22 protein-coding genes are annotated in these 19,429 nt (G+C 66.7%); 6 read left to right on the top strand and 16 right to left on the bottom strand.

What is annotated here, in order from left to right; all coding sequences use genetic code 11:
- Positions 1-111: 111 nt before the first annotated feature.
- The 8 genes from ACRWNM_RS23395 to ACRWNM_RS23430 all read right to left on the bottom strand — a co-directional run bounded on the left by ACRWNM_RS23395 (position 112) and on the right by ACRWNM_RS23430 (position 7,738).
- Positions 112-1,389 (bottom strand): type III polyketide synthase, encoded by a 1,278-nt coding sequence (locus tag ACRWNM_RS23395; protein ID WP_431970231.1) that lies wholly within the window; start codon positions 1,387-1,389, stop codon positions 112-114.
- A gap of 160 nt (positions 1,390-1,549) precedes the next feature.
- Positions 1,550-2,161, bottom strand: a complete 612-nt coding sequence (locus ACRWNM_RS23400) for a phosphoribosylanthranilate isomerase (RefSeq protein WP_431970196.1) — start codon at positions 2,159-2,161, stop codon at positions 1,550-1,552.
- 10 nt (positions 2,162-2,171) lie between these two features.
- Positions 2,172-3,629 (bottom strand): nitrilase-related carbon-nitrogen hydrolase, encoded by a 1,458-nt coding sequence (locus ACRWNM_RS23405; RefSeq protein WP_431970197.1) that lies wholly within the window; start codon positions 3,627-3,629, stop codon positions 2,172-2,174.
- A 157-nt stretch (positions 3,630-3,786) separates the two neighbouring features.
- Positions 3,787-4,449 (bottom strand): response regulator, encoded by a 663-nt coding sequence (locus ACRWNM_RS23410; RefSeq protein ID WP_431970232.1) that lies wholly within the window; start codon positions 4,447-4,449, stop codon positions 3,787-3,789.
- Positions 4,446-5,573: a sensor histidine kinase gene (locus ACRWNM_RS23415; protein ID WP_431970198.1), complete on the bottom strand. Its 1,128-nt coding sequence runs from the start codon at positions 5,571-5,573 to the stop codon at positions 4,446-4,448. The genes ACRWNM_RS23410 and ACRWNM_RS23415 overlap by 4 nt, the downstream gene beginning before the upstream one ends.
- A 73-nt stretch (positions 5,574-5,646) precedes the next feature.
- Positions 5,647-5,871, bottom strand: coding sequence for a hypothetical protein (locus ACRWNM_RS23420; RefSeq protein ID WP_431970199.1), 225 nt, complete (start codon positions 5,869-5,871; stop codon positions 5,647-5,649).
- A gap of 467 nt (positions 5,872-6,338) precedes the next feature.
- On the bottom strand, positions 6,339-6,806 hold the full coding sequence (locus tag ACRWNM_RS23425; RefSeq protein ID WP_431970200.1) for a hypothetical protein: 468 nt from the start codon (positions 6,804-6,806) through the stop codon (positions 6,339-6,341).
- Between the two features lie 449 nt (positions 6,807-7,255).
- Positions 7,256-7,738 (bottom strand): hypothetical protein, encoded by a 483-nt coding sequence (locus tag ACRWNM_RS23430; RefSeq protein WP_431970201.1) that lies wholly within the window; start codon positions 7,736-7,738, stop codon positions 7,256-7,258.
- 798 nt (positions 7,739-8,536) lie between these two features.
- Between ACRWNM_RS23430 and ACRWNM_RS23435 the strand changes: the two genes are divergently transcribed.
- Entirely contained in the window at positions 8,537-9,730 is a 1,194-nt protein-coding gene (locus ACRWNM_RS23435; protein ID WP_431970202.1) for a hypothetical protein, read from the top strand.
- A 232-nt stretch (positions 9,731-9,962) separates the two neighbouring features.
- On the opposite strand, the gene ACRWNM_RS23440 is transcribed toward ACRWNM_RS23435, so the two are convergent.
- The 4 genes from ACRWNM_RS23440 to ACRWNM_RS23455 all read right to left on the bottom strand — a co-directional run bounded on the left by ACRWNM_RS23440 (position 9,963) and on the right by ACRWNM_RS23455 (position 12,719).
- Positions 9,963-10,652, bottom strand: a complete 690-nt coding sequence (locus ACRWNM_RS23440) for a LysE family translocator (RefSeq protein WP_431970203.1) — start codon at positions 10,650-10,652, stop codon at positions 9,963-9,965.
- Complete coding sequence (locus ACRWNM_RS23445; RefSeq protein WP_431970204.1) at positions 10,612-11,283, bottom strand: VOC family protein; 672 nt, start codon at positions 11,281-11,283, stop codon at positions 10,612-10,614. The genes ACRWNM_RS23440 and ACRWNM_RS23445 overlap by 41 nt, the downstream gene beginning before the upstream one ends.
- Positions 11,284-11,499: 216 nt before the next feature.
- Entirely contained in the window at positions 11,500-12,090 is a 591-nt protein-coding gene (locus tag ACRWNM_RS23450) for a hypothetical protein (protein WP_431970205.1), read from the bottom strand.
- A 323-nt stretch (positions 12,091-12,413) separates the two neighbouring features.
- Entirely contained in the window at positions 12,414-12,719 is a 306-nt protein-coding gene (locus ACRWNM_RS23455; RefSeq protein ID WP_431970206.1) for a hypothetical protein, read from the bottom strand.
- Between the two features lie 91 nt (positions 12,720-12,810).
- Between ACRWNM_RS23455 and ACRWNM_RS23460 the strand changes: the two genes are divergently transcribed.
- Both ACRWNM_RS23460 and ACRWNM_RS23465 read left to right on the top strand, forming a co-directional pair.
- Positions 12,811-13,344 (top strand): hypothetical protein, encoded by a 534-nt coding sequence (locus ACRWNM_RS23460; RefSeq protein ID WP_431970207.1) that lies wholly within the window; start codon positions 12,811-12,813, stop codon positions 13,342-13,344.
- A gap of 168 nt (positions 13,345-13,512) precedes the next feature.
- Positions 13,513-14,409, top strand: a complete 897-nt coding sequence (locus ACRWNM_RS23465; RefSeq protein WP_431970208.1) for an alpha/beta fold hydrolase — start codon at positions 13,513-13,515, stop codon at positions 14,407-14,409.
- Between the two features lie 311 nt (positions 14,410-14,720).
- Here the strand turns inward: ACRWNM_RS23465 and ACRWNM_RS23470 are convergent, their stop codons facing one another.
- Positions 14,721-15,038, bottom strand: coding sequence for a hypothetical protein (locus tag ACRWNM_RS23470; RefSeq protein WP_431970209.1), 318 nt, complete (start codon positions 15,036-15,038; stop codon positions 14,721-14,723).
- Positions 15,039-15,139: 101 nt separating this feature from the next.
- Entirely contained in the window at positions 15,140-15,868 is a 729-nt protein-coding gene (locus ACRWNM_RS23475) for an IclR family transcriptional regulator (RefSeq protein ID WP_431970233.1), read from the bottom strand.
- 199 nt (positions 15,869-16,067) lie between these two features.
- Between ACRWNM_RS23475 and ACRWNM_RS23480 the strand changes: the two genes are divergently transcribed.
- Entirely contained in the window at positions 16,068-16,958 is an 891-nt protein-coding gene (locus ACRWNM_RS23480; RefSeq protein ID WP_431970210.1) for a fumarylacetoacetate hydrolase family protein, read from the top strand.
- Entirely contained in the window at positions 16,955-17,719 is a 765-nt protein-coding gene (locus ACRWNM_RS23485) for an IclR family transcriptional regulator (protein WP_431970211.1), read from the top strand. Before ACRWNM_RS23480 ends, ACRWNM_RS23485 begins: the two co-directional genes overlap by 4 nt.
- 220 nt (positions 17,720-17,939) lie before the next feature.
- On the opposite strand, the gene ACRWNM_RS23490 is transcribed toward ACRWNM_RS23485, so the two are convergent.
- Together ACRWNM_RS23490 and ACRWNM_RS23495 are read right to left on the bottom strand one after the other, a co-directional pair.
- Positions 17,940-18,260, bottom strand: a complete 321-nt coding sequence (locus ACRWNM_RS23490) for an SDR family NAD(P)-dependent oxidoreductase (RefSeq protein ID WP_431970212.1) — start codon at positions 18,258-18,260, stop codon at positions 17,940-17,942.
- Positions 18,257-18,604, bottom strand: coding sequence for a nuclear transport factor 2 family protein (locus tag ACRWNM_RS23495; protein ID WP_431970213.1), 348 nt, complete (start codon positions 18,602-18,604; stop codon positions 18,257-18,259). Before ACRWNM_RS23495 ends, ACRWNM_RS23490 begins: the two co-directional genes overlap by 4 nt.
- A gap of 176 nt (positions 18,605-18,780) precedes the next feature.
- On the opposite strand from ACRWNM_RS23495, the gene ACRWNM_RS23500 reads away from it, so the two are divergent.
- Positions 18,781-19,429, top strand: a 649-nt coding sequence (locus ACRWNM_RS23500; protein ID WP_431970214.1) for a class II aldolase/adducin family protein, incomplete at its 3' end; no start/stop codon positions are given.

A 19,429-nucleotide genomic window follows, 5' to 3' on the forward strand; every position in this document is an offset into this window, starting at 1 on the left:
CCCGTTGGGCCGGGCCGCCGGTGCGATCAGGAGCGAAGTTCCTCGGATCTGCCCGCCGAAGCGCGTGGTGACACGATCCACCCACGGCGCGAGCGATTCCTGCGTACCCGACTACTCGAATTGCCGATCCATCAAGCGACGCTCGACGCCACCACGAACTCGGTTGGGAGGCGACGCCCACCGGCCGCTTGCCGACCGGGACGACCGCACGACGGCGTGGGAAGCCCGCACAACGTCGAAGACGAATCCCTCGATCGTGACGCCCGGCGCGAACGAGAACGCGACGCCCGTCGAGATCGGCTTGTCCGCCGCAGCCTCACCGGCGATCCGTTCGAGCACGAAGATCAGTGAGACGCTCGACATGTTTCCGTATTCACCGAGAACCCGCCAGCTCGTCGACGAGGCTTCCGGCGGGAGGCCGAGCGATCGCGCGGATTCGAGCAGGATCTTCGGCCCGCCCGGGTGGATTGCCCACACATCGATGTCTTGGTGCCGCAATCCATTGCGGCGCAGAACGTCTCCGACGACGGGAGCGACGCCGTCGTAGATGTACTGGGGTACGTTCTCGGACAACTCGCACGTGATGCCGTCGTGGTTGACGCCGACCGCGATGCCGTCTTCGGTGCCCTCGAACAGGTGGGTGAATTTGTCCCGAATGACGATCGTCCCGGCTTCGACCTGCTCCTCCCCTCGGTTTGCCCCGATGACGACCGCGCCGCAGCCGTCTCCGAACAGGCTGCGGATCACCGCGTCGTCGATGTCTTCGACGGGGACGGCGTGCACCGAGTTGAGCTCGATGCACAAGACCATCGCCTTCTTGTCCGGATTGGCCTGGACAAAGTCCGAGGCGGTGCGAATTCCGTTCATCGCTGCCGCGCAGCCCATGAAGTTGACCACCAGGCGAGCGATCGACCGAGGCAGTCCGAGTTCTTCGACGACCGCGGCATCGACGCCGGGCGCGATGACGCCGGTGCTCGTGGCGAACACGAGAAGTCCGAGGTCGGCAGGGTCGACACCGTCGAGCGCGCGTCGCGCCACATCGACCGCCAGTGGAACGGCGTGGCGGTAGAACAACTGCATGCGATCCTGGATCGTCGCCGTTTTGCCGCCGGGCGCATGAACTCGAGGATCCAGCGGGTCCACCGCGAACCGCCGGGTGTCGATCATGGTCTTGCGGAAGATGCGCCTGATCCGGCTTTGCTGCTCCGGATCGGTGAATTGCCCAGCAACCCAGTCCGCTGCGACGGATTGGTCGAGGACCAGGCTGGGTGCACCGGTCGCAATGGCTTCGATGACGGGTACGGTCGTCGGCGGCGCCGACGAAGTTGCGTGCTCATGCGCTTGCGTAGCTGTGCGGGTGAGGAGTGCCTGACCAAGGGTGATCGACATAAAGCCCGTTCTTCCTCGCTCGAGTGATTGGGGAATGGGTACTCCCATCGTCGAGTAGCGAACGCTCAGCAAATAGTCACCCCGGGGGTGTGGATCCCCACACCTCGGTGTCCGATGTTGCTCGAGTGCGATACGTACGCCTGCCGGCAAGCGATCGCGGTCAAGCCCCGCCGATGCTGCGCGCCGCGGTGATGAAGTCACGAACCTTCTGCAGGTCCTTGACGCCCGGGCTCGCCTCCACACCGCTGGACACATCGACGCCCCACGGCTGTACAGCGCGAATTGCCTCGATGACGTTGTCGGGGCCCAGTCCGCCCGCGAGCATCCACTTGCCCTCGGGTTTGCGGGCACCGAGCTTGGAGAGGTCCCACCGTTCACCGGACCCCGGCTTCGGTGCGTCCAGAAGCAGCGCCTCCTCGCCGAATGCGCCAACGGTGAGGTCGGGGTCGCTCTTCAGTGACGTCGCCCGCCATACTCTCGGCACGATCGTCAACGCGTTCGTGAAGTCCTCGCGCGTGTACGGACCGTGCAACTGCAGCACCGCCACGCCGAGCTTCGCGGCGTTTTCCGCGGCATCGGCGGCGGACATGTCGTTGACGACGAGGACTGTGTCGACCCGGTCACCGGCCGCCGCGATGATCTCGGCAGCCGCACCGAACTCCAGTCGCCGGGGGCTGGTCCGGTTCATGACGACACCGATCGCGTCGGCGCCTGCCGCGATGGCCGCGTCCGCAGCGGCAACGGAGGTCAGTCCGCAGATCTTCACGTACACGGGAACGAACCTACCTTCGCGCCCGTGCACGGACGGTGCCGGATCCCGCACCGGCCGGCGCGGTGCGGCGGGCCGGCGCGAATCCCGCGGCGGCACAGGCTGCCGCCAAGACCGCCGCGAGCCATCCGAACCAGTCACCGAAGCGTGCGTAGAGGGTGGCGGAAGTGTGCTGGGGGATGTCGGCGATGACGGTTCGGTCATGCGCAGTGTCGGTCGCCGCCGAGGCCACTACACGGCCGGTGGCATCGCCGGCGACCAGCTCGCCGAGTTGTGCTGCGCGGGCGACGCCGACGCCGGATTCGACGCCGCGCAGGACTGCCATGCGGCTGTGGAGCCACTTGTCGACGGTGAAATCCAATGCCGGGACCAGCATCAGGGTGGCGCCGCGGTTCCGGTTGGCGCGCACGAGGCTTGGGCGGTCCAGGTCGTAGCAAATCGCGAGTGACCATGAAGTACCGGGGACTTGCTGCCATGCGGTGCCTGGGCGCAGCTCGTCTTCCAGACCGGGAATCAAGTAGTGCTTGGCGTAGACGACGCCGGACGGATACGCGATGGCGGCATTGACGGCGGCCTCCGGCCTGGCGAGAACCAGCCCCGCGACCACGGTCGTATGGCGCCGCGCGGCGACCTCGGTCAGCGGACCGGACAGCATGGGGAGTGTGGATTCAGTTGCACGCCAGGATTTTTCGGGAAGTACAACCACCTCGGCGCCCTGATCGACGAGTCGTTCTATCTCGGTGACGGCACGCGCGACCATATCCTGGCCTGCTGCGCTGTCGACCGGAACGTAGTCATCGGGCTGAGCCAAGGCGACGAGCCCGACGCGAACCGCCGCCGAGTCCGTGGGCAGGGCGATCCGCGTGTAGCCGAAGGCGAGTGTCGCCGTGAGCAGTGCTGCTGTGCCGCTGCCGAGGCGAAGCCGTTGCGCGCGGGTCACATTCGGTGCGGTCAACACCGCGATCGCGGAGGAAGGCAGCATGATCAGAAAAGTGATGCCCCACGGACCGGTGAGTGCGGCGGACTGAATGACGGGCAATACATCGGTCTGGGTGTATGCCAGGCTCCACCACGCACCGATCGAGCCGAAGACCGAAATGAGGTACTCCACTGTCACCCAGCCCACGGGTAGCGCGAGCAGAGCCAGCCCAGGGCGGTTGCGCACCAGCAGCGCGCGAGTGAGCAGGACCAGCAGGCCGAAAGCCACCGAGGTGCCGCCGAGCAGCGCCGCCGGTGCGACCGGCGGCTGTTCGAGCGTTCCTGTGAAATACGGCCAGAATTGGCAGGCACCGCCGAGCCAGGACAGCAGCCCGGCAAGGAATGCCACACCGCCCGACGCCCTGGAGGCGAGTAGCAGCACCGGCAGGGGCGCGAGGAAAGCAACGCACGGCAAAGGGTGCAGGCCGGTGCCGAGAAACCACAGCAGGGCCGACAGAACGATTGCCACGCAGGCGGTTACCAGACGCTTCAACGGTGAACTCCTCGGATCTGGGAAGGTCACCTGGAATGCTCGTCATGCGGCGGACACGACGCATCGCCGACAAGAATGAACCGGCACTCCCTCTCGAGAGCGGTTCGAATCCAGCGTTTCGCGCTGTCGGCCCGTCGCAGCGCCACCGCTCGGACGCTCAGGCGGGTGTGCCCGGAACGACCAATCCTGCTTCGTACGCGAATACCACCGCCTGCAGACGGTCTCGCAAGCCCAGCTTCGAAAGCACAGAGCTGACATGCGTTTTGACCGTGTGCTCGGAGACCACCAGCGCCGCGGCGATCTCCGCATTCGACTGGCCTCTGGCGAGTTGGCGGAGACAGTCGCGTTCGCGTTCGGTCAACTCGGCCAGTCGGTGCGCCAGGTCGGGCCGGGGAGCGCCGCGACGAGTCAGGTCCTCGATCAGCCGGCGGGTCACCGTCGGCGCGAGCAGCGACTCCCCCGCCGCTATCACCCGCACCGCCGAGACCAACTCCGCACGACGCATGTCCTTCAGCAGGAAGCCGCTCGCGCCGGCGCGTAGCGCGGCGTACACATATTCGTCTGCGTCGAACATGGTGAGTACCAACACCTTTGCCGCCGTACGGGCGCAAATCTGCCGAGTGGCGGCGACGCCGTCGAGGCGCGGCATTCGCACATCCATCACGACGACGTCCGGCGCTGCCGCGATCACTTGGTCGACGGCGTCCTGTCCGTCGGCCGCTGTGCCGACGACGGAGATATCGGGTTCCGCGTCGAGGATCATCTCGAATCCGACGCGGAAAAGCTCTTGGTCGTCGGCGATGAGTACACGCATGTTCAGCTCACCCTCGCGATGGGTAGTTCGGCGAAAACGGTGAACCCGCAATCGGATCGGACGTCGTGCAGCAGGCCGCCGCACGCACTGACCCGCTCCCGCATTCCGCGCAGGCCGTACCCGGCCGAATACGCGCCCGAGGCGTCGCCTGTACCGTCGTCACGGACCTGCACCGTCAGCCACTGATCGGACCAGCACAGCACCACCTGCACATCGCTGGCATGTGCGTGCTTGACCGTGTTGGTCAGCGCCTCCTGCACGACCCGGTATGCAGCGACCTCGACCTCGCCGGGCAACGTCCGGGGCGTGCCGTACGCACGGTAGGTGGCGGTCAGCCCGGCACGCTTGGTCAGTTCGACCAGGTCGGCGATCGCCGCGATACCTGGCTGGTGTCGAGGATCGGCGTCGCCGCGCAATGTCTCGAGACTGCCGCGCAGTTGTCGCACCGCATCACGCCCGGTGTCCGCGATACCGGCGAAGACGGCGGCGGCGCGATCGGGATCGGTGTGGGTGAGCAGGGGGCCGGTCTCGGCCTGCACGATCATCAGCCCCACCGCGTGGGTGACGATATCGTGCATATCCCTCGCGATGCGGACCCGCTCGTTGGCGACCGCGGCCGACTGCTCCTCCTCGAGCCGCAGCGCGCGCTCCTGCAGCAGAACGATGTGAGCGTGTCTGGCCCGCACCCCGGTTCCGAGCGTCCACGCCGTCAGAAACGACATCGCCGCGTAGCCGTACGCATCCGGAGATTCGTTGGGCACGATCAGCGAGATCAGGATGCCGATGATCCCGCTCACGGCGGCGACCGCGCGGCGCGCAGGCGGGCTGTAGGCGGCAATCGTGTACGCGCACACGATGGTTCCGTACGGCAGCGCGGGCATAGCGCCGACGCAGGCAAGCCAGATGAGCGCCGGGCCGACCACGCTGAACACGACCAGCGGCGCCCGGCGCCGCCACAGCACAGGCACCGAAGCGGATGCCGCCAGCAGCAGCACCCACCACGACCGCCCCTCGAACACCACAGGCAGCGTCGTAGCCGCCGTCACCGCCACGGTGAGGGCGGTATCGACCACCAGGGTCGGCAAGGGCGCAAACAGCGTGGCGGGCCGCGCATCACCACGGATCTTCACAGCGAACCAGTCTTGCACGGCGTGGCCGACCACCGCCAAAGCCAGTCCCGCGGGCGGTCATTCGAGCCTCCGGTCAGAGCCGGAAGATGCGCCCGCTCACTCCCCAACCGGCGCTGGACCAGTTGGGGCCGAAGCAAGCCACCGTGCCCGCCTGCCCGTCGGACAGGTCTTCGCGCGCCGTGTACTGGCCCAGAATCGGCGGAAAGGCGGTGAAATTGTATCCGATGCAATCGATCTCGAGTCGGTAGCTGCCCGCACCGCCTTGGCAGATCCCGTTGTAGGCCCATGGGCCGTTCATCGATCCTGAGCAGCCGGGCTCGGCGGCGGCCGTTCCGGTGGCCGTCCCCGTGAGGGCCACTGCGACAGCGGGAGTTGCCAGGCACATCGCCAGTGCTCGAGCCGAGATTCGCATACTGAGCTCCGAATGTTGTTGTGGTTGATTACATGGGATGCATTCGAAGCTATTCCGCAACACGTTACAGAGTTGTCGCAATCTCCTGCCGAGAGACGGGTGTGCGAGTGGCTGGAAAGCATAGAGCCGAAAGGCATTTGGCGTTACCGGGAGCTGAGCTAGCCGGTGTCGGTCCGGTCGAAGCGGCCGAGCGACTGGGCATCGGCCGCAAGACCGGATAACGGTGGCGGCACGCGAACGGAGGACTGCCTCCCGCGCAGGATCGCACCGGAGTCGAGAGCATCTGATCCGACTTTTGGCGTTTCGACATCGGCGGCATCGGTCTCTACTCGAGGTGGATGGAGGGCCACCCGTCACGGGCGTTCGGGCGTTCCCCTGCCGCTGTCGCGGGCTTCGATCGCCTTGACGGTCTTTCCGAAGGCCTGCTTCAACACGGGTCCGCCGACGGTCCCGACCACGACTCCCAGGACCCGTCCCTTGAGGTTCTTGCCCTCGCGCACCACGACGACATCCACATCGGTCGTCCCATCGGGCCGGCGCGTGAAGGTGTATGTGTGACCCGAGTGGCCGCCCCACACGTTCGAGTCGGTGGTTGTCATGACGACGCGGTCGGGGTCTGACCAGTCGTAGTGCAGGCGTTCCCAGATGCCGTGCGAGCCCTCCGTGACGTCGGCTTCACGTCGGCCTTGGTCGTGGACCTCGAGATATCGGTCGGCGCTGTTGCCGAACACCTGCGAGCGGCCCGGCCCGAAATCGGTCAGCGCCGCCACGAACTGCTCCGGTGTCGAACTCGTCGTCTCCTTGAAGTGGATGGTGGACATTGTTTGCTCCTTCGCTATGGGATGACCGCTTCCGGGTGGGCGGGTTTCAGGGGCGCGGTTCGGACACCGAATCCGCAGCAGTTGAGACCCTGGGCGGGTGGCAGGCCCTAGTTGCTCCCGTCGGCATCGACGGCCCTGGTTCGAAGCCAGGAGGTGAGGACGATCTGAGCGAGGTGCTTTTCGAAGTGTTCGGGCAAGCTCTGGAGTGCGCTCGAACCGGCCCATAACACCGTCCGCCCGAGATGATTCGCGGGATCGCCCTCGACGTGCGCGGTGTTCTCCTATCGATGAATGATGATCTCCGGCGCATGCCAGCGCAAGGCTCGGGCGTGATCGGAACGATGTGCTCGGGTGATCCAGCGCGACGCCGGTGGACACCCCGCCGAAGTTCGACCGGTTCGTCTTCCGCGAGGACGACCCACGCACCCGCGCTCGCGTGTCAGCCGGTTTCAGGCCGGTGAGCTCGATATTTCCCAGGCTTCGATCGGGTCGCGGGAATACCAGTGTCCGGTCCATTCCCGGCCGGATGCCAGCGCTGCGTAGAACTCGCTGTCGTCGGGCAACTCGGGGGCATGGGCCGTGACGACACCGGGGCGGTCGCTGTGGAATCGGCGGGCGCGTTCGACCGCGCGAGCGGAGAATTCGGCATGGTAGGCGCGTTGGATGATCAGCCATTCGTCGGCGGTATGCCGGTCGGGGTGTCCGGTGTGGTCGAGGGGGTAGTGCATCTGGTGCGCCATCCGCGCCAGTTGTTCACCGGCATGCTCGAACAACCATGCGATCCACGCCGGAACCTCCGGTTGTACGGCCAGCGCCCGGGCGGCGAACCCGCTGTGCGTGGCCGAGACTTCCCGATCACGCTGCACCGCAGCGAGGACGCTTGCGAACGCGACGGAGTCGATGCGGTCACCCTCGCGATGCTTACCTCCCATAGCCGATGACTCTAGGCGGTCGGGCGGGCCGTGGCCGCCGCTTCGCGTGGGCGTGTCCGGCTCGGAGCGCGCGGAGTATCCGGGCAGGTGGAGTCATCCTCGACGACCGCTTGCGGCGCGGCGCGGCACCCATCTGAGCCGAGCTGCCGACACCGTTGACCATGGCGTTGTCGCCGAGTCGGTGGCCAGCCCCATCGCCGACGTCGGGCGTCGGGCGTCGGGCGTCGGCGCGATGATCACCCGGCCATCGGTGAAATCGTGGTCCCCGGCCGCCGTCGACAGCGGTAGCGTAGTGGTCAGCGTGCGGTCGTTTCGATCGAAGTGGCGAGGGCAGCCCGCGACCAATCGCGGCGGTAGCTGTGCATGGTCGCGAGTCGACCTCCACCACCATCTGTGAATGACAATCAGGTGGGCATCGTCCCAATTACGTTGGAAGGCAGGGCTTTTGTTCGGCTTGTCGAATCCATGGGTGGTGAAACACGGTACCCGGCAGGCTACCGCGACGGAGTCTTGTCGGCGACGTGTTCGCGGAACTGCACTGCGTCCGCTCGAGTTCATCGGGAACGACTGCCGGACACCATCGCTCGCAGCGGCGTCGTCGCCACCCCGTTGCGCGGGTAGGCCCCCCCGGGTGAGCGTTGCCCGACGAGCTACACCGAGGTGCCATCCTCCGTCGACGCCGAACCCGTTCTCCACCCGGGGTGAACGCGGAAGCCTCAGAGTTCTCTCACGAATGCGACAAAGGTGGTTCAACTCGACAGGATAATGTCCGGAACGCGAGAGAGTAGGACGGCGAATATGGCGAACGGGCGCAACGGATTTCTGCTACTCGGCGGCCTGGCATCGATCGGGGCGGGTGCGCTGCACCTGTTCGCCGCGGGGCTGCACACCGAGCACGCCACACTGGCCCGGCTCATGGTCGCGCTGGCGGCGCTGCAATGCGTGGCCGGGCTGCTGGCGACGCTGAGCCCACGCCGCGCGGTGACTGCGGCGGTTGTCGGGGTCAACCTGTTCGCGGCGGCGATGTGGGTCTACACCCGGTTCGCGAGTGTCCCGTGGATCGACGGGCTGGACGCGGAAGCCCCGCAGTTCATCGACAGTGTGTGCGCGGCGCTGGGTGTGCTGGCGGCGGTGGCGGCCGGAGTCGCGCTGGCCTTGCCGCAGGCGCAGCTGCCCGCGATGCGGACCGGTATCGCCGCGACCGCGGTGGTTGTGCTGGCGGTGGCGGCGATGCTCGGCGGAGTCGGGCACGTGCACAGCCACGGCGACGACCACGCACACGGCGATCAGACCGCGCACGGTGACGACCACGCACATGCCGACCAAGGAGCGCACGGCGACCATGGTGACCACGGTGCGAGCGCACAGTGGCCGCGCCCGTTCGACCCCGCGAACCCGATCGACGTATCCGGCGTCCCCGGCGTGACCGCCGCGCAGGAACAGCGCGCGACCGCGCTGATCCGCAGCACCCTCGACAACCTGCCCGCCTTCGCCGACGTGCAATCCGTCGGAGCCCTCGGCTACCGCTCCATCGGCGACTCGTCCACCGGCTACGAGCACTACATCAACTCCGCCTACATCCGCGACGGCCGGTTCCTCGACGCGACCCGCCCGGAGTCGCTCGTCTACCGAGTCGACGGACGGAACCGCACCCTGGTTTCGGCGATGTACATCGCGGACAAGAGGCTCGACGACCCCGAACTCGTCGACTACGGCGGCTCGCTGATGCAGTGGCACGTCCACGACAACCTCTGCTGGAGCGCGGGAGCCAACGGCCCCCGGGTCGCCGGAATCACCGACGCCCAGGGCGCCTGCCCGCCCGGCTCGATCAACCCCGGCGCGGGCAACCCGATGGTCCACGTCTGGATCACCGTCCACCAGTGCGGCCCGTTCGCCGCCCTGGAAGGCCACGGCGCCGGGCAGGCAGCAGTCGGCCCCGACGGCCGCCGCACCGACGTCTGCGCCCACGACCACTCCGGCGGACACCGCTGAGCCGACCCCGCTCCCGATCCAAACCCGTTGTCCTCACAGCCTGATTCGACAAACTCGCCGTCCGCTGCCTGGCCACCATCCACATCGCCGCCATCAACCAACGGCTCCCCGACGAATTACGACAGCCACCACCCACGTCTTGCCATTTCACAACAGGCCCAAGCTGTGTACGTGGGACGCCGGTCGGGCCACACCTACTGCTCGGCCAATTGTCGATGGAGCTGGCTGCGGCTCAACGGGTTTGCACGGCCAGCTTCAGCCCGACCCCAATCAGGACGGTGGCACTGATTCGATCCATCCAGGCGCGCACCCGCTCACGCAGCAGCATGTGCCGGGCTTTGCTCGCCGTCCAGATCAGTGCCGGGTACCAGAGGAAAGTGACGGCGATATGGATGCCAACGAGCACCGCTCCTGACGCCGCCGTGGCCGAACCGACGGGCAGGAACTGCGGAAGGATACTGATGTAGAAGACGCCGACCTTCGGATTCAGCAGATTGGTTATCGCACCCGCGCGCAGAGCCTCCGTCGCCCGCGTAGCCATCGGAGCCGTGGCGGTATTTTCGCCGATGCCCGGCGCTCTATTGCGCGGCAGGGACTTCCAAATGGCGCTCCCACCGAGCCAGATCAAGTACACGGCAGGGTCGTGCCGGACATCCCCCACCTCCATCACAGCGAGCGAGGCTATCGACAGCAATGACACCACAGCGGCTGATGTTCTGTCGTCGCAACGTGCGCGGCGGGTCGGCGTCGCGAGACATATCGCGTTCACTTCGCTATAGCCCGGTTCTGCCAGCAGCAGGCCGCGGCGCCGTTGCTCGGCCGGTCCGACTCGTGCTCGGCCGCTGATCACGATCCAGGCGACGCGGCGGCGGGAATCCCTGTCACAGTGCGGCTTCGAGTTCGGTGGCTCGCCGCAGGTCATCGACCAGTTCCGGTTCGCTGACCCCTGCCGCTCGGACCCGAGCCAACAGTTCTCGGGCCAGGTCCGTCTCGCCGCGGCGAAGCGCCACATCGGCCCTCAGCACCAGCAGCTTCACCAACTGGACCGGCGTCGGCTGCTCGTCGGTTCGGTGCAACTCACGGTCGAGGACCTTCACTGCCAACTCCAGGTCCTGTTTGGAATCGGCGAACAGCGAGCCCATATGAACGGCTCGGTCGAAGGTCGACCGCGGCACCGGCCGGTGTCGCTGGTCCTCACTGATCGGCTGCGCGATCTGGATGGTGTTCCCACCGGGGTCCGTCATCAGGAACTGTCGCACCCCGTAGGTCGTGTCCTTCAATACGCCCACCCGAGGGACGCCCTGCGTAGGCACCGACCCGAAGACCTCGCCCAGCGCCGCGGTGAAGACCGCGTACAGGTAGTCGACGTCATCGGTGTCGACCAGGCAGCCATGCGTGCACGACTGCGGATCGAAAGCCTTGTCTCCATGGAAGTTCAACTCGATACCGCCACGCTTCACGCTCAGAAACTGGGAGGGCTTGGTTTGGCGGAACGTGATCTCGAACCCCAACGCGGTGTAGAAATCGGCCACCGGCTCAATGGATCGAGCCATCAACAGAGGAATCGTCTTCTCGGTCACAGCACCGACCGTAGGCAGCGACCTCCTGTGCACGCACATGAAGGTGAGAAGCCCGACTTTCCCTGGTCAACGGCGAATCGGATCTATCACAGGCGCCGTTCCCGGACCCTGGCATGCCGACTTTCAGCGTTGCAGAACGCCTATTGCCGTTTCGCGGCTGATGTCACTCGTGGACCACACTGGACGAGTTCACCTTCGTCGGTCCGACACGACCTCGGCCGCGCCGACCGCGGCATAGGAGCCGGTCAGTGCAAGCATGCTGACTGCGGCACGCACTGGAACGTCGCGACGAACCAGCTGGGCGATACCGGTGAGGGTGTCGGAGGTATCGACGACCAGCCCGAACCGCTTCCAGCGGGCGCGTTCCTCCTCGCTGCCGGTCAGGTAGCCCAGACCCATCACCAAGGCACGTGCCCCGTAGATCCGGGTCAGGTAGGTCAGCTCCGGGGAACTCTTGATCCCGACCGCCCTGGCGAACTGTCTGGGGGCGGTCAGCGAGATGGCGGCGAGAACGAGCCGCCCGATGGCCATGCGGTCGAGCGCGTCGGCGCGGACGCCGGTGGTGGGTGTGGTGGTCACGGGCTGCATCCCTTCGGTGCGGGAGTGCTTGCGCGATGCCGCGCGTTCGGCGGCGGTCGGGAAGAATCGCGGCAACAGCTTCAGCGACAGGATCGGATGCGCGAGCAGCCGCGGCACCAGCGATGCCGAGTCGAAGTAGGTGTCGTTGGCGGCGATTCCGCCGTCACGCAGCACGATGCGATCGACGACGTCGATCGACACGGATCGGTGGCCGAGTGTCCGGGGTATTCGCCGCACTATCCGCCACGCTAGGCGCTGCCGAACACGGGTAGCACGAAAGGCGACAACGAGATCGCCGCATACCCCGAATGACGTTGCGTCGACTATCGGGCAGACGCGCGACGCGACGGTCGGATAGATACCTGGCACACCGCAGCTCATGACTCCGCAACTGCGGCACGACATCTGGCAGTAGACAGTCCAGGGCCCCGACCCAGTAGCTCGTGCGCTGCGACCTGGCCACGTGTCCGCTACACCAACACATCGAATGGTGCAGTAGGGCACCGGATTTGCGTGTACTCGCCCTACCGCTTCTGCTCGGAACGCTGATGCTCACGCCACGCCTTCTGGGTCTCGGTCAGCTTCTGGCGCGGAGTTCGGTTCCGGAAGAAATCCACCACCAGCAGCACCGGCAGGATGAACGCCTGGAAGAAGACCCAGTACGAGCCACTCTCGAAGATGAAGGCCAGGTAGATGGCATAGCCCAGGTAGATGGGCCCCAAGATGGCGTTGATGATGCGCGAAGCCTTGCTCTGCCCGTTCTCCACCAGGGCCATCGCGATCATGACGACACCACTGACCGCGAGCAGACCTACATACCAATTGAACATGGAACCCCCCAACGCAATACCGGCCGTACCGGTCGGTCCGGCCGCGCCCGAACGATAGCACCGACGACGGCGACCCACCTATTGACTATCGGTGCCCGGTTTCGCCGACCGCGTCACCCTCACGACCGTCCGGCTGTTTGCTCTGCATCGTGACGATTCCTGCGCCGAACATTCACTCCGTCGGGCGGTCGGCCTCGAGTTCCGCGACCTCGGCACGAGTGAGCTCTTCACGAAGCAGTTCGGCATTATTGCGGACCCTTTCCGCGATCTCAGGTGTCATGTGCGGCCTTCCTACATACGGATTCCGTGCAATCGCTTCGGCTGCCTCCGTTCGTGCACGCAGGACGTCGATCGGAATCTGGTGGCCAGGTTCGAGTTCGGTGCCCGACTGATCGCGGACCGGAACCCAGCCGAGAGAGCCCGGCCGGATTGTGATGTCCTCGCCGTGGAATTGGACGTCGAAGTGCGCGAAAGCTCCTGGCACGCCTTTCTTTTCCCGAACGTACGCAAGGCCGCGGCCGAAATGCGGGTGCTGGACGAGACTGCGTCGCCGAGCACGTCGTGTCGAGCGGTCGTGTCGCATCGGCCATGGAATACGACCACTGCCCCAACAGCAACGACGTGATGACGAAGCACGGTGAGCGGTTACCCGCCATGATCGGGCGGCACGTTCACCGGCCGGCGCTCCCCCATGCGACGACGGCGCCGAACGGTTCTCTCCACCCACGGTCGGTGGCCGGATCCACCCGCAGACGGTAGTCCGGAACCCGCCCGGCGAACTATCGTGACCAGCATGCCTGTTACCGACGGTATCGCTGTTTCCGAACCGCCAGTCATACCCGGCGTGCGCCGGTCGTTCAGCACCGCCCGTGGCGTCCGATTCCACGTCACCGAAGCCGGGCCGGTCGACGGCCGTCCGGTCGTGCTGCTGCACGGCTGGCCGCAGCACCATTACGCGTACCGGGATCTGCTCGCCGACCCGCCCGAGGGACTCCGGATCATCGCGCCCGATCTGCCGGGCTACGGCTGGTCGGGCCCGCCGCCGCATCGGTGGGCGAAGGAGGACATCGCCTCCGACGTGCTCGCGCTCCTCGATGCGCTGAGCCTGGAGCGCGTGTTGCTCGTCGGACACGACTGGGGCGGTTATGTCGGATACCTGATGGTGCTGCGCCAGCCCGAACGTTTCGACGGCTATCTCGCACTGAACATGGCGCATCCATGGGTCCCGGCGGCAACGGTGTTGCGCCATGTCTGGCGCTTCCTCGTCTATCAACCGCTGCTCGCCATCGCGGGCATGCCGTTACAACAGCGCACCCGCGTCCTCGAACGACTCATCCCCGCCGCGATCACCGACCGCAGCGCGGTCAGCCCCGAGGTGGTGCGAATCTTTGCCGACCGCTTCCGCGATCCGGTCTGCGCCCGCGCCGCCACCGACACCTACCGAACGTTCTGGGTGCGCGAAATCCCGAACAGCGCACGCAATCCCGAGCGCCGCCGCGCCACCATCCCCATCCGCGCGCTCTTCGGCCTGGACGACGCCGCTCTCCATCCTTCGCTGGCCGCCCCCGACACCGCCCGTGCCGACGACTACACCTTCGAACCCGTCACCGGCTGTGGACATTTCATCGCCGACGAACGCCCCGACCTGGTCCGCGCCCGCCTGATCGAGCTGGCGACGGCCACGACATAGCGCACGACCGCCGCAGCGGGGGTTCGGTGTACGCGCCTGTCACGCATGCACAAGCTCCATGCGGAAGGCGCGACACCGTCGAAAGTGGCGGGATGGCCGCGCGGAAGCTGCGTGCTCAGGGGCGAAGCCGAATGTCCCGACCATCGCACCGATGTCGCGGCGGATACCGCGGAGATCTTCCACCCGCGCGTGTCCCGATTCCCGGGACCGCTGCTGGTGGTCGACGCTTGACGACTGCGCGAATTCCCTGCCGACTCCTGGGCGATGCCGCTGCCGACAGGGAATCCACCGCGCAGCCGGTGGGCGCGCGGTCAGGCGCAGGCGCGGTTGAGTCCGTCGGTGAACGGCGTGAGGTCGACGACCTCGTCATCGATCAGAGCGCCTGCGTAGGCCGCGATGGCATCCCGTTCGGCGCCCTGCGCCGTCTCGGCCAGGCCGCTCAGCCTGCCGGACAGCGCGGTCGCGGTCGCTTCGTCCATGGTGCCGCCGGTGGTGTCGATGGCGATGTTGATCAGCTCGATGGCCTTCGCGCAGTTCAGGGACTGGGCGTGCGCGGGCGTGGCGGGCAGCGCGATCAGCGCGCCCGCAGCGATGGCGAGCGCGGCGGTGACGGACGAAGACTTGATCATGATTTCCTCCCGAGGTGTGCGACGCGAAACCGTAGCAGAGAGGAACGACACCGTTGTCATTCGCCTTGTCGGACTTCAAGGCGACGCGGACGGCGACGGTGTCAATCCCGCTTCCGGAGTGCCTCGCGCCGCGCCAGGGTCGCTGCGATCCCGTCCGCGACAGCGCGCACCGACGCCGCGTGCTGCCGCGGGCGGAAACGGGTTACCGGACCGGTGACGCTGACCGCCGCGAGCACCCGCTCATCGGCGTCGAGCACCGGCGCGGCGACGCACACAATCCCTATGGCGGACTCCTCGAACTCGAAGGCGATCCCGCTCTCGACCACGTCGTCGAGCTGATTACGGAGCGTCCCCGGTGCGGTGATCGTCCGCGGCGCCAGTCGTGGCAGCGGTTCCGCAAGGACCGCCCGCCGCACGTCCGCGGGAGCATGGGCAAGCAGCGCCTTGCCGATGGCGGTGGCGTGCAAGGGCATCCGGCCGCCCAGTCGAGAAGGCGAGCGCACCTGCCGGTGGCCACCTATCTTCGCGACGTACACCACCTCGTGGCTCTCCAGGAGCCCCAGGTGCACCAACTCATGGGTGCGTTCGTAGAGGTCCTCGAGGAAGGGTGTGGCCACCTCGATCAGGCCTCGCTCGACCGAGGCCCGCATGCCGAGTTCGAAAAGGTGACTGCCCAGATGATAGGCGCCGCCGACCCGATCCAGCAGGCGTGTCGACTCGAGATCGCCCAGTATGCGGTGCAGCGTTGCCTTCGGCAGCCGCGTACGCCGTTGCAACTCGGCGAAACCGACTCCCTGGTCCTCGACCTCGAACGCGTGCAGCACCGACATCACCTTGCCCAGCACTGTGTCGGGATCCGGCTCGGCACGCCTTGCGGAATCAGGCACTGGACAATTCTCGTCTCGCACGTCGGGAGAAGAAGTGACTGCCCAGCAAATTTCGGCCTGCGGAACAGCGGGGCCGAGCGAGCTTGACAACCCCCGCGAAAGTGTGTGCACTTTAGTGAGCTCACTGATCTAAGGGGTTTGCATGTCGTCGCAGCGTTGGTGCCTCGTCCAATTCGTCGAGAACAACCGAGCCGAGCCGAGCATTGGTGTGCTCGCGGAGGGCAAAGTCTGTCGAGCGCCGCAGTCGCTGTCCGCTCGCACTCTCCTGGACGTCTTCGACCGGTGGGAGGAGTTCACGCCGCTGCTCCAGAATCTCGAGCTCTCGGCACTCGAGGTCGCGCCGGACGCCGAGCTGATCGCCCCTCTCACCTACCCCCGCAAGATACTCTGCGCCGGGGCGAACTACTACGGACACGCGCAGGAGATGGGCACACAGCGCCCGAACCCCGACGGCGAGCCGTTCTTCTTCCTCAAGCCACCGACAACGACGGTGGTCAGTGCGCACGACGATGTGCGGCTGCCGGATAACGCAGACGTGGACTGGGAGGCCGAGCTGGCCGTCGTCATCGGCACCGGCGGGCGCGATATCGACGAGCGCACAGCCCTCGAACACGTCGCGGGCTACACCGTCGCGAACGACCTGTCCGCACGCGGACGGTTCCCGAGGAAGGATGCGGTCCAACCGCCATTCGGCTGGGACTGGGTCCAGCACAAGGCATTCGACGGATCGTGCCCTTTGGGGCCTGGAATCGTTCCCGGCTGGCAGATCGGCGACCCGCATGCCCTCACACTCCGGCTGACCGTCAACGGGGAGATCAAACAGGAAGCATCCACCGCCGACATGGTGATCACGGTGCCACGACTGATCGCCGCCGCGAGCCGCGTACTGACACTCGAGCCGGGTGACGTCATCCTGACCGGAACACCGGCCGGGGTGGGCATGCCGCGCAAGACCTTCCTGCACGTCGGCGACCTGGTCGTCACCGAGATCGACGGCATCGGCCGGCTGGAGAACAGAATGGTGGCGTCATGACCACGGCGACAATGCCGTCGCACGAGTCGGTCTCCTCAGCCGAGAACGTCCTCACACTCCTCATTGCTCTTCGCGAGCACGGCCGGTTGCGAGTGGCCGACGCCGCCGAGCTGCTGTCGGTGACGCCCCCGACCGCACACCGGCTGTTATCGACCCTCAAGCGACACGAGTTCGCCGAACAGGACCGAAAACGCGTCTACCTGCCGGGACCTCGGCTGGCGCAGTTGCCGTCGGGCGCCGAGCCGCCGCAGGACCCGGCCGCCCTGGCCCACCCCTATCTGGCGGCGCTATCGCGCAAGGTAGGCAACACGACCTTTCTGGCGACGTTGCAGGGCAACGGCTGCCGATTCGTCGACGGCGTGGAGAGCAACCACGCGCTCCGCGTCGCCAGTCGAGTCGGGCTTCTCCTCCCCGCGCACACCACATCGGGTGGCAAGGTACTCCTGGCCCAGCTTCCGGACACCGAACTGGTCGCGCTCTACCCCAACCGCCATGTCCGCATGCGCGATGGCTCGATGCGTGATCTTGTCACGCTGCGTCGCGAGCTCGGTGTCGTCCGCCGCACGGGTTATGCCCTCAGCCTCGAGGAAAGCGAGCAGTGCGTCAACGCCGTCGGCGTCCCGGTCACCACCCGGTCGGGCAAGGTCGTCGCCGCTGTCGTGTTGGCGTGCCCGGCGGCGAGCTCGAGCCGCAGGCACCTCATCGATCTCGTGCCCGACGCCAGGGCGGCCGCGACCGCGATCGCGGAGAACCTCACCTGACGACGCGCCTCGCTCCAGTCTGGTCCGGTGCCGACCGCACCGGCGGTACGACAGCCTCCCGGCCAGACGAACGCATTCAGCCGGTGGTCATGGTCGAGACAACGGCTGACGGGACGGCCGGACCTCACATGCGGAGGTCCGGCCGGTCGGGTCAGGCCGGGACGTTCTGCCCGGCGTTCTCAGCCGTCACGAAGGCCACGATGAAGTCCTTCACTTTCGTTCATGCCCGCATCCATCCGTCGTCGACAATCAAGGTCTGGCCTGTGCCCGCATTGTTCACCAAGACGTCCACTTGCCCGAGCTCGCCCTCGACCTCGGCGGCGAATGCGCGCACGGACTCGGGCGAGGGCACATCGCAATGGGCGGCGAACCCGCGGCCGCCCGCCTTCTCGATCAGGCGCAGGGTCTCGTCCGCCGGGCCGACGTCGGCGACGGCGACCACATGTCCGTCCACGGCCAGGCGCTCGGCGAACGCCTGCCCGATGCCGGCAGCGCCTCCGGTGACGACCGCGACGCGTCCTGTCGCCTTGCGCGTGCTCATGCGAACACCGGCGCCAAGTCGAAGAAGACCCGGTATTCGTCGATCAGGCCGCTGTCACCTACGGTCCAGATCGACACCACCGGGATCGGGACCTTTCCGCCATCCTTACGCGTGTACGTGACCACGAGTTCGACGATCGTGTTCTTGCCCACGATCCACTCGTTGACGATGTCGTGATGCATCCCACCGACCGTGCCGAAGAAGCCGGCGCAGCCCGCCTCGACCGCATCACGGCCTTCGAGAGTGGGGAAATTGCCGAAGGTGATCTTGCCGTCCGGTGCGAAAAGCTCGGCAAAGCCCTCGGCGTCGAGGGTGTCGACCGCCTGGAATGCTGCGGCGGTCAAAGCGCTGGTCATGGTGGATCCTTTCGAACAGAAGTGTATACACCTTGACCTTCAATAGTGATGCTGGTCACGTTGGACGCTCGCAAATTTCACCTAGCGGAACGAGTTCCCGGCAGGGTCATCGACTTTGCTTCCGGCGTGGTGCCGCCGCCCCTGAGTGCATACAGTTACCTCTTATGCGCTCCCCCACCGATATCCAAGTTGCCGACGCGGCGCGAGCCTTGGCCGCGCTGGGGCTCGTCGACGCATTCGGGCACGTCTCCGCCAGGGACGTCGACCACATGGTCATTACCCCCGCGGCCGATTTGGCGACCGTCGCGGCTTCGGACTGCCTCCGCGTCCCGTTGACCGCCACGGAATTGCCACCCGGGTGCCCGGCCGAGGCATGGGCCCACCTGGCCCTCTACCAGCGCTACCCGGCGACCGGAGCGATCGCTCGTGCGCAGCCGGCGGCCTCGCTGGCCGTCGGCATGTGCACCGACCGCATCGCCCCGACACATGGTCAGGCGTGCTGGCTCGGCGACTACATTCCGGTGTATCCGTCCGCGTTGCTGGTCCGCGAGGCCGACCGAGGCCGCAGGCTCGCCGAGGCGATGGGGTCGGCGGACGCGATGATTCTGCGTGGCAACGGTGCGATCGCGATGGGCAGCGGCCCGGCCACGGCAGTGGCCACCATGTCGGTGCTGGCGGCAGCATGCACGGTCTGGCTCCAGATGCGGGACGAACCCGCCACGCTCCTGTCGGCAGCGGAGATCCGCTCCTGGCAGGCCGTCAAGGCGGAGTTGCTGCCCCGGCTGGGAGCGCACCTGCTGCGCACAGCGGCAG

Source organism: Nocardia sp. bgisy134 (genome assembly GCF_965341865.1).
In the GTDB taxonomy this organism is placed as follows: domain Bacteria; phylum Actinomycetota; class Actinomycetes; order Mycobacteriales; family Mycobacteriaceae; genus Nocardia.